This window comes from Candidatus Pelagibacter communis (assembly GCF_001180025.1).
Lineage (GTDB): Bacteria > Pseudomonadota > Alphaproteobacteria > Pelagibacterales > Pelagibacteraceae > Pelagibacter > Pelagibacter ubique_A.
Window position 1 is genome coordinate 1 of sequence record NZ_CVSK01000032.1, and the last position, 11,219, is coordinate 11,219.

Here is an 11,219-nt window from a genome sequence, read left to right on the forward strand (position 1 = left end):
AAAAATGAAATCTATTCATGACTATGAAAAGTTGTTAAGTTCAAAACTTATATGAATTTCGATTATTTAATCATTGGCGCTGGAAGTGCAGGCTGTGTACTTGCAAATCGATTAACAGAAAATGATCAAAACAATGTAGCCATATTTGAAGCTGGGAAACCCAGTGATATCTGGAAAGTCAACATGCCACTTGCGATTTTATACACAATGCATGATCCAAAGTATAACTACAAATATTATTCAGAACCAGAACCTCACTTGCATAACAGAAGATTATTCTGCCCTAGAGGAAAAATGATTGGTGGATGTTCTGCACATAATGGAATGGTATTTGTCAGAGGAAATCCAAATGATTATCAAAGATGGGCATCATTTGGATTGGAAGATTGGTCTTATGAAAAAGTTCTTCCCTATTTTAAAAAAATTGAAACATGGTCTGAAGGAGAAAATGAATATCGGGGTGGCAATGGAATACTTCCAGTGAACCAGTCTAAAAATAAAAATCCTTTATTCAAAGCCTTTGTGGACTCTGCTGGTGAGGCTGGTTACAAAATAAACAATGATATGAACGGTAAAGAACAAGAAGGTTTTGGAATGTACGATGTTACTATTCATAAGGGAGAAAGAGCAAGTGTATCTAAGTATTATTTAAATCCTGCTAAAAAAAGAAAAAACCTTAAAGTATTTACAGAAGCTTTTGTTGAAAGAATTATTTTTGATGGAAAAAAAGCAATTGGGATTGAAGTAAAAATAAAGAATAAAGTCGAAAAGATTTATGCCAATAAAGAAGTAATTTTAAGTGGAGGTGCAATTAATTCACCGCAATTACTAATGCTTTCTGGAATTGGTCCAAGCCAACACTTAAAAGATAAAGGAATTAGTGTTGTTCACAACTTAGATGGTGTTGGAAAAAACTTACAGGATCACTTGGAAACTTATGTTCAGCAAGAATGCAAAACTAAAGACACCTTATACTCATACGTTAATAAGTTAAATATGGTTAGAATTGGAATTCAATGGTTTTTGAATAGAAGTGGTCCTTGTTCTACTTCTTTCTTGGAAGCTGGAGGATTTTGTAAATCATCTCCAGAAAGAGAGTATCCAAATATTCAATTTCATTTTTTTCCTGCCTTTGTAATCGATCATGGATTAGTTGATCCAGATAGGCATGGTTACCAGTTACATGCAAGTCCAAACCATCCAAAAAGTAGAGGTCATATAACTTTAAACAGCTCAAACCCTTATGATTATCCAAAAATTCAATTTAATTATCTTGAACATGAGGATGATTTAAAACAAACAATAGAATGTATTCATGTAGCTAGAAAAATTTTAGGACAAGACTCTTTGAAGCCTTTTGCAGGAAAAGAAATTGGACCAGGAGAATATGCCCAAACTAATGAGGTATTCGAAGAATACATCAGATCTAAAGCTGAGACTGCTTACCACCCATCTTGTACTTTAAAAATGGGAGTAGACAATATGGCTGTTGTAGATCAAAAACTAAAAGTTCATGGTGTTGAAAATCTAAGAGTAGTTGATGCGTCTGTAATGCCTGAAATTACAAGTGGAAACCTTAACGCTCCAACTTTAATGATTGCTGAAAGAGCATCCGAATTTATTTTAAATTAAAATTACTTGTTACGATAAACTGAAATTAAACAAATAATTTCAAACATTATAGAAGCTGCAACCATTGCTGTAATTTGATTTGGACTATCTTTTGTTGGCATTAAACAAGCAACATCTCCACCAATTACATTTTTTCCTTTTAAACATTGAATAAGTTTTCGTGCTTCATCCATATTAAATCCTTTATACGCGGGTTCTATGTTTGCTACTCCTGGAGCTACTGTTGGATCTAAACAATCTAAATCGAAAGTAACATAAATTGGATTGTCACCTAGTCTATCTAAAATCATTTTCACACATTTTTCATAACCCCATTCTCTATATTCATCCATTGTAATTACTTGATAACCAATATCGTAACTCGCCTGTAACCAATCTAATGTTCTTGGATTTCCTCTTATACCTATCTGCGTACTTGTATGTGGATCAACATTTCCTTGTTTAACTAAATAAGAAGCCCAATGTGCTGCTGATTTTTTTGCACCCAAAAAATGATCTAATTTTTCAAAACAATCTGTATGGGCATCAAAATGTAGGAATGTTATTTTTTTTCCTTTAGTTAATTTTGAATTCTTTTTTGCTAAACTTTGAACAATTCCTCCAGTTACTGAGTGATCTCCACCTATTGAAACAACAGGTTTTTCCGCTTGTTCTATATGATCATAAAAAGCTGAAATTCTCTCAATACATTTTTCATTATCATTAGCTTCTGGAAAAGGAACATCTCCCAAATCATGAATTTTATTTTCTTTCCATGGATCAATTTTATAATCAAAGTGTGAACGTCTCAGCATTGCAGAAATATTTCTAACTGCTCTTGGACCTAAATGTTGATCTCTTTCTGTAGTTCCATTTCCTGTACTATGAGGAACACCTACTAATGCAATATCACAATTCTTTGGATCTGGATCATTTTTGCATCTAAATAAAGTTGGAATACCCCACCAATAGAGAGTTTCCATCATTATTTTATCTTCTTCTGAAATCATAATTAAATATGACACAAATTTAATAAATTTAAAAACATATTCTTTTTTGATATAGAGCGTAAATGAGTGTTCAAAACAATAATCCTAAAGGAATAGTCTTCATATTAATTGCAATGATAGTTTTTTCTGTCCAGGACGGAATTATGAAGCATATTTATAATTTTGTTTCACTTTATGAAATTTACCTAATAAGAACTGTGGTAAGTTTTTTGCTTATTTTATTTTTTTTAATAATTACAAAAAAACCAATAGTATTTAAAACCCAATATCCTCTTTTAACATTTACACGCGTAATACTTTTTTTCTTTGGTTTCAGCTCTTTTTATGTTTCTTTGACCGTGTTACCACTTGGTACAGCTACAGCTTTATTTTTTGTTACTCCATTTTTAATTACAATATTCGCTCATTTTTTTTTAAAAGAAGAAATAGGATTGAGAAGATGGTCTGCTGTAGTTGTGGGATTTATTGGAGTTTATGTAACATTAAATCCTGATTTTAGTAATTTTAACTATTTAAGCTTATTACCTATTTTATGTGCGCTTTGTTATTCATTATCTATGATAATAATAAAAAAAACATCTGATAAAGATAGTGTTTATACGCAAACATTTACATTTTATATTGGCGCAATAATTATTAGTATAATTTTCTATTTTATAATTGGTGATGGTCAGTATAACGTCTCGGATCATCCAGCTTCTCAATTTATATTCAGGGAATGGTTTGTTGATTTTAACTCTAACATTTTATTAATGACTGCAACTGGAGTAACGGCAACTGCTGCATTTCTTTTTTTATTTAAAGCTTATAGTATAGCTTCTCCAGCTGTTGTTTCGCCTTTCGAATATTCAATATTATTTTGGTCACCGCTTGTAGGATGGTTATATTTTGATGAAATACCTTCATTAAATACAGTGTTTGGAATTTTAATAATAGTATGCAGTGGTGTTTATATTTTTATGCGTGAAAAGGCACAAAATCAATCTATTGCTACGGAAAAACCTCTTAGATAAATGACAAAAGATAATAATTCTAAAGGTATTATTTTAATAATCATTGCAATGACATTATTTGCGATGCAGGACTCTTTAATTAAATATATTTTTGAGAAAGCCTCTCTTTATGAAATCTTTTTTGGAAGATATTTTGTTGCAGCTATTTTACTTTTTAGTTACATAAAATTTAGAAAACAAAAAGTTTCACTAAAAACTTACTATCCTGTTTGGACAATTATTAGAGTGGTTATTCACTTTTTAGCGTTTTCAGCTTTCTTTATTTCTCTTACTTACATGCCACTAGCAACTGCAAATGCCTTATTTTTTTCTTGTCCTTTTTTTGTATCTATTTTTGCTAAATTTTTTTTGAAAGAATTTATTGGAATTAGAAGGTGGTCAGCAATTGTCTTTGGTTTTATAGGAGTTTTTATTGTACTAGACCCAAACTTTTCTGATTTTGAATACAAAAGTTTACTCCCAGTAGTATGTGCATTCTTTTATGCTGCATCCATGACTATAACAAAATACACATCTGACAAAGATGATGTAAATACTCAATTATTTTATTTTTATTTAATAGCCCTAATTTTATGTGGTCTAATTTATTTGTTTATGGGAAATGGACAATTTAATAACCCCGACTTTGATCCGACTACACAGTTTATTTTTAGAGAGTGGTTTTCAAATATTGAATATACATGGAAATTTATCTTATTTTTTGGTTTTGTGGCCTCAATTGCTTTCCTCTGCATATTTTCAGCTTACATTGTTGCTTCACCTTCTGTGGTTTCTTTGTTTGAATATTCTCTAATTATAATGTCTATGATACCTGGTTATTTTTTATTTAATGAAATTCCTTCAGGTAGAACATTTTTTGGAGTTGCATGTATAATAGCTGCTGGAATTTATATTTACTTTAGAGAAAAGGCTAGAGATCAATATATTGCAACAGAAACTCCAGTTAGAAGATGACCAAAAACTATATACCAACAATCAATATATCTTCACTAGTCAAAAACAATTTTGAAACTCTAAGTGCATTTAAAACAATTAAAGAAATTGAAAAAGCTTCTGTTAAAGTAGGTTTTTTTCAAATAACAGGACATGGGCTTGACTTAAAAGAAATTAAAAAAATATGTAATGTAGGAAATAAATTCTTCCATTTGCCAGACAGCAAAAAAAGGAAATTATCACCAAAAAAATGGAATAAGAAAAACAAAAATCTTTACAGAGGATACTTTCCCAATGATGTAAATGGCAAAGAAGGTTTAGATATAGGGGATTTAAAAGTAACTAAAAGATATTCTTCAAAATTAAATAATCAATATATTGAATATTTAAATCTGGGCATATGTTTTAATAAGACTTCAATTAAATCCTTGAGCCAATATTTTGATAAAATTTATAGTTTAAGTGAAACTTTATTTAAAAGTTTAATTAAACTAAACAAAATGAATCCCAATAAATCAAGGGAGGCTTTTTCAAGATTAAAAACACTTAGCACTTTAAGGTTTAATTATTATCCAAATCAAACAAAACCAGTAGAGATTTCAAAACAAGATGGTGTTGCTCTTGGATGTGAAACACATGTTGATAGTGGGATATTCACAATTCTTTACCAAGATAGGAAAGGTGGTCTTCAAGTACAAAACAGGAAGACAAAGAATTGGCATGATGTACCATTTAATAAAAATGCTTTAGTAGTAAATACTGGTAGAGCTCTAGAATTTCTAAGCAAAGGTAAGTTTAAAGCAACCAATCACAGAGTTCTTTGGAATAAAAGCAAGAGACTCTCTGTTCCATTCTTTTTTGAACCCTCGTATGACTTTAGAATGAATAAATCATTCCTAAACTCTAAAAAACATACAAGTTCAGGTCAAATTTACGAAAAATTTCTAAACCGATCTTTAAAAAAATTTGTTGAATATCAACGGTAAAGCACTTTAAGTCATTGAAAATTTATAATTACATTTTATAAACAATTCATAATTTAAATGTCTAAAGTATTTGATTTATTCATAATAGGTGGTGGTATCAACGGTGCAGGTATTGCAAGAGATGCTGCTGGAAGAGGTTTGTCTGTTTGTCTAGCTGACAAAGGTGAGATTGGAGGAGCAACATCATCTTGGTCTACAAAATTAATACATGGTGGTCTTCGTTATTTAGAAAATTATGAATTCAAATTAGTTAGAGAATCCTTAAAGGAAAGAGAAATTGTTTACAAGATTGCTAGACATATTTCAAAACCTATTCCATTTATTATTCCTCATACTGATAAAATTAGACCAGCATGGTTAATTAAATTTGGTTTGTTTTTGTATGACAATTTAGGGGGAAAAACCAATATTCCAAAATCCAAAACATATGATCTTGCAAAAAAATTTCCGAATATTCTTAAAGAAAAATATAAAACTGGTTTTCAATATTTTGACATTCAAATAGATGATAAAAAATTAACAAAATTAAATGCTAAAGATGCAAAAAGAAATAAAGCCAAAATAATAGAATATAACAAAGTTAAAAAAGCTGAAATTATTGATAATAAGTGGGTTATCAGTCTTCAAAAAGGAAAAAAAATAAAATCAAAAGTTTTAATCAATGCATCTGGGCCATGGATAAATGAGACTTTACATAAAAATATCAAAATCAAATCTAAGAAAAAAATAAGACTAGTTAAAGGAAGTCATATCATTACAAAAAAATTGTATAAAGCTGATGTAGCGTTCACATTTCAAAACACAGACAAGAGAATAATATTTGTCATTCCTTATAAAGGAAAATTTTCACTAATTGGGACTACCGAAATAGAAGTAAAATCTCCTGAAAACAAAGGGATATCTAAAAAAGAAATTAGATATTTAATTAATTCAGTAAATAATTACTTAAAAAAAAAAATCAGTACGAAAGACATTTTAGATACTTATTCAGGAATACGACCTTTAATTGAAGATTTTAATACAGCTTCAAAAGTTACAAGAGATTATGTTTTTGATTTAAAGATTGTAAAAAAAATGCCTCTATTAAATATTTATGGAGGAAAACTTACTACCTACAGAAAGTTGTCCGAAAAAGTCCTAATTGATCTAAAAAAGTTTTTACCTAAGACAAAAAAAGGACCATGGACTGACAAAAAGAGGCTTTTTTAGATTTCCTCTGCTTTAAAAAAGTGATAACGTTACTTAATAAAGCGATACATAACTCGTCGTTAAATTCAAAAATTTACGAAAGTGGGATCGGTCGTCTTTAAATTAATTTTTAAAGGAGGCTTTATGAACTTTGGATATTTTTGTAATACTACTAATTGGGATAAAAAACCTTATACCCAACTTTTAGACGAAGCTAGAGAAATCACTGAATATTGTGATCAAAATAATTGGAATTCTATTTGGTATACCGAACATCATTTTAATCATGAAGGAATGGAGTCTTGCACCAATCCACTAATGATGTGTACTGATGCTGCTGCAAGAACTAAAAATATTCGTTTAGGACAAGCTTGCAACGTAATAACATTTCACAATCCTATAAGACTTGCAGAAGATATTGCTACCCTTGACCAAATGTCAAAAGGAAGAGTGGAAGTTGGTATTGGAAGAGGAGTTTATGGAAGAGAAGCCATTAACATGAACAAAGAATCTGACTTAAAAGATCAAGCAAAAAATTTTAGACTATTTTCTGAAACATTGGACGTAATGAAAAAAGCTTGGTCTGAAGACTTCTTCTCTCACCAAGGCGAATTCTATACTTATCCATCCCCTAATTTCATTTGGCAACACGATATGAGTCCTCCAAAAGAAAATGTTGTAGATTTAAAAACAAATGAATTAAAGCAAATATCTGTATTACCAAAACCTTATCAAAAACCTTTCCCGCCAATTTCTCAAGTAGTTGATGGAGAAAGATCAATTCAGTGGGCAGCAGAAAATGGACTTAATACAATTATGTGGATCCCAACTGTAAAAGCTTTGAAAAAAAGATTTGAAATTTATAAAGAGGCAAAGTCTAAAGCTGAAAATAGAGATGTACCACTAGGTGAGGGTATAAGTTTGGTTAGAGATATGTTTGTTGCAGAAACTATGGAAGAGGCTGAAAAAATGGCTGGAGAACATATTGTAAATTATATGAGATGGGTTTGTCATTGGAGAGGATTGGGAAATCATATGGATCCAGATGAAAAATTACCAGAGACAAAAAATAAGCTGGATTTATTAAATTATGAATTTCTTCATAAAAGAAATCTTTTGTTTGGAACACCTGAGTTTGTAATAGAAAAAATAAAAGAACTTCAACAAGAATTAAATCTTCAAAATTTACAAGTCTGGTCTAACTTTCCAGGAATTAAACACGAAGACTGCATGAGAAGCATCAAATTATTTACAGAAGAAGTAATTCCAAATATAAAACCAATAGATACGAACATACAAAGAGCTAGCTAGTAAATGAATTTAAAACTTAGAAAATTTGCAAAATTTGTAGATAAAACTTTTATTGAAGGTGGAAAAAAAGCAAAAGAGCCTATTCTGTTAGTTTCGGTTGCAGCTGTAATAGAAAATCCTTGGGCTAAAAAAGGTTTTGTAGAAGATTTAAAACCAGAAATATTAGATCTTGCACCTCAATTAGGAGATCTATTGGTGCCAGAGTTAATAAAAGAAATTGGATCAGGTGAAAAAATTTTAGCTTATGGGAAAGCTGCTATGGTTGGATTGAATGGTGAAATAGAACATGCATCTGCATTTATTCATACTTTAAGATTTGGAAATAAATTTAGAGATGCCGTTGGCGGAACTTCTTATTTAAGTTTTACTAACACTAGAGGTCCTGCAGGTGCAAAAATTTCAATTCCAATGATGCATAAAACTGATGCTGGATTAAGACCTTTTTATCTAACGCATGAATTTACAATTCATGATGCCCCTAATGAAGATGAAATAGTTGTTGCTATTGGAGGTGCCCCAACTGGACGAGCTCATGCAAGAACAGGTGATAGATATCAAGACATGAAAGAGATGGGCATCGATATCTAACTGATGTCTTACAATTTTGATAACAATCAAAATCATTATTATTTTAATAATAAAAATTCTTTACCAATAATCTTTATTCATGGTGTTAGTTTAAATCAACAAATGTGGAAACTACAAATCGAATTTTTTAAGCATAAATCATTAATTAGATTTTCTTAAAAAAGAAATAAAAATAAATCCTGTAATATATATATTCAGCGCATAAGCAACTAATAGCTTCAGACTTAGAATATGTTAAAAATTTCGATAAAAATTAGTTTTTAATTTTTTTTCCCAATTGATCGCACTTTTAATTATTTTATTAATATCGTTGTGTTTTGGTTTCCATTTTAATAATTTTTTAAATTCTTTAGTGTTCGAATAGACCTGAGCGATATCACCTGGTCTTCTCTTCATAAAATTAATTTGAGTATTTTTTTTTATTTTTTTAAATTTATTTGCTATTTGTAAAACTGAGTATCCTTTTCCATAACCACAATTTAAAGTAAATGATTTTTTATTTTCTTTGAGATAGTCTATTCCTTTTATATGTATATCAGCTAAATCTGATACATGAATATAATCTCTGACACATGTTCCATCTTTTGTATTATAATTATTTCCATAGATGTTTAATTTAGGTTTTTCTTTCATTGATTGAATAGCAAAGTTTTTTATTAAATGTCCGTGAGAGGTTTCTATCTCACCAATTTTCCCTGATGGGCTTGCTCCAGCCACATTAAAGTATCTTAATATTCCAAAATTATAATTGAATTTAGAAGCATATTTTTTGATTAATTGTTCACCTTTGTATTTAGTATATGCATAATAACCTTGTGGATTTGGTTTTTTTCTTTCATTTACAGAACCTTTTATATTTCCATAAATTGAGCAAGATGAAGAAAAAATAATATTTTCAACAGTTGTATTTCTACATGACATAAGTAAGATTTTTGTTCCTGTAATATTGTTTTTATAATATTTTTTTTTATTTGTTTGAGCCTCACTTACATTTAAAGAGGCAGCCAGATGTATAATTGTATCTATATTGAATTTATTAATTAATCTGTTAATTATTTTTTTATTATTTATATCACCTTTAAAAAACTTAGATTTTTGATTAATTAAAATTTTGTTACCAGTTGATAAATTATCTAAAACAATAACTTTGTTAGTTTTTTTTTTAACCAGTAATTCAATTATATGGCTACCTATGTATCCTGCACCACCAGTGACTAAAATATTCATATAAAATTAAATTTTTAAACTATATTTATATATGTCAAAAAACTTACCTAAAAGCACTAAAGTTGTTGTTGTTGGAGGTGAGTTTATAGGTTGTTCTGTTGTTTATCACTTAACAAAATTTGGTTATAAAAACGTTGTTCTTTTAGAAAGAGATAGTTATGGTCTCTGCTATAATAACATATTTAATAATTTTAATGAAAAAAAGAAAATATCTATTAAATTCTGCAGGAAAATTTCATAATTTTGAACTTGGTAGAGAATTATTAAAAAAAAATCAATTATCGAAAATTATTTCTGGATATCCTTGGTTTAAATTAAAAAAAGAAGGGATTCCAAAAAAATTTGTAGAAGCGAATGGTTTAATAAGAATTTTAAGAGAACCTTTGATTAAGTTAAGATCATTTAAACAAATTGATCATTTATTAAATATTTATGGCCTACAAAAAATTGATAAAATAACCTCAAAGATAATTGATAAAGACGATGAAATAGATGTTTTAATTGCCCAATCTTCGTGTGGACTTGAATCAGGAAAAAATACTAAAAACAAAGGTAAGCTTTATGTCTGTGACAGAACTTCAACTCATATAGATTTTCAGAATAATATTTTACAAGAAGAGTATAAAACTCTTAATTTAGATTATATACCAATGAACAATTGGTATTTAGATAGAGAAAGAAAAGAGTACGAAGAAGCAGATATGATTTTAGTTCCATCCAATTTTAATAAATCAACCTTTGGAGACAACTTAAATGATAAAGTTAAAGTTTTAGAATTTGGTGTTAACAATAAAATTTTTTTTAGAAATGAAAATATAAAAAAAAGTAATACATACTTTGATATATTATTTTTAGCTTCTAAATCTGTTAGAAAAGGTTTGCATTATCTTATTGAAGCTTTTAAAAAATTTAAGCATCCTAACAAAAGATTGCATGTTATTGGCTCAAAGACTTCAGATAATCATTTTTATGAAAAAAAGTTACAGCAGGAAAATATTATTATTTACGGGCACGTAGATCATTTAAAATTAAATGATTTAATCAATACTTGTCATGTATATGTCCTGCCAAGTATAGAGGAAGGATTTGCTTTAACAATATTGCAAGTAGCAGCTGCTGGATGTCCTGTTATAATTACTGAAAATACTGGAGCAGGTGATTTTGTTAGAAAATCTAATTGTGGATTTGTTATTCCTATTAGGAGTATTAATTCAATTGTTGATAAATTAACTCTATTAGCAGATAACAAAATTTTGCTAAAAGAGCTTTCCTTAAATGCAGAAAATTATTCGAAATTCATATAAGTTTTGAACTTAACAACTTTTCATAGTCATGAATAGATTTCATTTTTA

Annotated in this window: 11 protein-coding genes; 9 read left to right on the forward strand and 2 right to left on the reverse strand. The window is 28.9% G+C overall.

What is annotated here, in order from left to right; translation table 11 throughout:
- Nucleotides 1–51: 51 nt before the first annotated feature.
- Nucleotides 52–1,632, forward strand: coding sequence for a choline dehydrogenase (locus AMN83_RS01600; RefSeq protein WP_075503833.1), 1,581 nt, complete (start codon nucleotides 52–54; stop codon nucleotides 1,630–1,632).
- 2 nt (nucleotides 1,633–1,634) lie between these two features.
- On the opposite strand, the gene AMN83_RS01605 is transcribed toward AMN83_RS01600, so the two are convergent.
- Nucleotides 1,635–2,621, reverse strand: coding sequence for an arginase family protein (locus AMN83_RS01605; RefSeq protein WP_075503835.1), 987 nt, complete (start codon nucleotides 2,619–2,621; stop codon nucleotides 1,635–1,637).
- A gap of 62 nt (nucleotides 2,622–2,683) precedes the next feature.
- Here AMN83_RS01605 and AMN83_RS01610 point away from each other — a divergent pair, with 62 nt between their 5' ends.
- From AMN83_RS01610 to AMN83_RS01635, 6 genes are all read left to right on the forward strand, one after another.
- A complete protein-coding gene (locus AMN83_RS01610; protein WP_075503837.1) occupies nucleotides 2,684–3,634 on the forward strand; it encodes a DMT family transporter in 951 nt (316 codons plus the stop codon).
- On the forward strand, nucleotides 3,635–4,588 hold the full coding sequence (locus AMN83_RS01615) for a DMT family transporter (RefSeq protein WP_075503839.1): 954 nt from the start codon (nucleotides 3,635–3,637) through the stop codon (nucleotides 4,586–4,588).
- Entirely contained in the window at nucleotides 4,585–5,553 is a 969-nt protein-coding gene (locus tag AMN83_RS01620) for a 2OG-Fe(II) oxygenase family protein (RefSeq protein ID WP_075503841.1), read from the forward strand. The genes AMN83_RS01615 and AMN83_RS01620 overlap by 4 nt, the downstream gene beginning before the upstream one ends.
- A gap of 57 nt (nucleotides 5,554–5,610) precedes the next feature.
- A complete protein-coding gene (glpD, locus tag AMN83_RS01625; protein WP_075503843.1) occupies nucleotides 5,611–6,762 on the forward strand; it encodes a glycerol-3-phosphate dehydrogenase in 1,152 nt (383 codons plus the stop codon).
- Between the two features lie 123 nt (nucleotides 6,763–6,885).
- Nucleotides 6,886–8,052, forward strand: a complete 1,167-nt coding sequence (locus tag AMN83_RS01630; RefSeq protein WP_075503845.1) for an LLM class flavin-dependent oxidoreductase — start codon at nucleotides 6,886–6,888, stop codon at nucleotides 8,050–8,052.
- A gap of 3 nt (nucleotides 8,053–8,055) precedes the next feature.
- Nucleotides 8,056–8,640: an amino acid synthesis family protein gene (locus tag AMN83_RS01635; RefSeq protein WP_075503847.1), complete on the forward strand. Its 585-nt coding sequence runs from the start codon at nucleotides 8,056–8,058 to the stop codon at nucleotides 8,638–8,640.
- A 234-nt stretch (nucleotides 8,641–8,874) separates the two neighbouring features.
- Here the strand turns inward: AMN83_RS01635 and galE are convergent, their stop codons facing one another.
- Complete coding sequence (gene galE, locus AMN83_RS01640; RefSeq protein WP_075503850.1) at nucleotides 8,875–9,867, reverse strand: UDP-glucose 4-epimerase GalE; 993 nt, start codon at nucleotides 9,865–9,867, stop codon at nucleotides 8,875–8,877.
- Nucleotides 9,868–9,898: 31 nt separating this feature from the next.
- Between galE and AMN83_RS01645 the strand changes: the two genes are divergently transcribed.
- Both AMN83_RS01645 and AMN83_RS01650 read left to right on the forward strand, forming a co-directional pair.
- The gene (locus tag AMN83_RS01645) at nucleotides 9,899–10,108 is read left to right on the forward strand and encodes an NAD-binding protein (protein WP_075503852.1); all 210 of its coding nucleotides are present in this window, start codon (nucleotides 9,899–9,901) and stop codon (nucleotides 10,106–10,108) included.
- Nucleotides 10,062–11,171, forward strand: coding sequence for a glycosyltransferase family 4 protein (locus tag AMN83_RS01650; protein ID WP_075503854.1), 1,110 nt, complete (start codon nucleotides 10,062–10,064; stop codon nucleotides 11,169–11,171). Before AMN83_RS01645 ends, AMN83_RS01650 begins: the two co-directional genes overlap by 47 nt.
- Nucleotides 11,172–11,219 lie beyond the last annotated feature (48 nt).

Bases quoted from the DNA above. Each gene is read 5' to 3' on its own strand.
- AMN83_RS01600 (WP_075503833.1), top strand. From the start codon at position 52: ATGAATTTCGATTATTTAATCATTGGCGCTGGAAGTGCAGGCTGTGTA.
- AMN83_RS01605 (WP_075503835.1), bottom strand. From the start codon at position 2,621: ATGATTTCAGAAGAAGATAAAATAATGATGGAAACTCTCTATTGGTGG.
- AMN83_RS01610 (WP_075503837.1), top strand. From the start codon at position 2,684: ATGAGTGTTCAAAACAATAATCCTAAAGGAATAGTCTTCATATTAATT.
- AMN83_RS01615 (WP_075503839.1), top strand. From the start codon at position 3,635: ATGACAAAAGATAATAATTCTAAAGGTATTATTTTAATAATCATTGCA.
- AMN83_RS01620 (WP_075503841.1), top strand. From the start codon at position 4,585: ATGACCAAAAACTATATACCAACAATCAATATATCTTCACTAGTCAAA.
- glpD (WP_075503843.1), top strand. From the start codon at position 5,611: ATGTCTAAAGTATTTGATTTATTCATAATAGGTGGTGGTATCAACGGT.
- AMN83_RS01630 (WP_075503845.1), top strand. From the start codon at position 6,886: ATGAACTTTGGATATTTTTGTAATACTACTAATTGGGATAAAAAACCT.
- AMN83_RS01635 (WP_075503847.1), top strand. From the start codon at position 8,056: ATGAATTTAAAACTTAGAAAATTTGCAAAATTTGTAGATAAAACTTTT.
- galE (WP_075503850.1), bottom strand. From the start codon at position 9,867: ATGAATATTTTAGTCACTGGTGGTGCAGGATACATAGGTAGCCATATA.
- AMN83_RS01645 (WP_075503852.1), top strand. From the start codon at position 9,899: ATGTCAAAAAACTTACCTAAAAGCACTAAAGTTGTTGTTGTTGGAGGT.
- AMN83_RS01650 (WP_075503854.1), top strand. From the start codon at position 10,062: ATGAAAAAAAGAAAATATCTATTAAATTCTGCAGGAAAATTTCATAAT.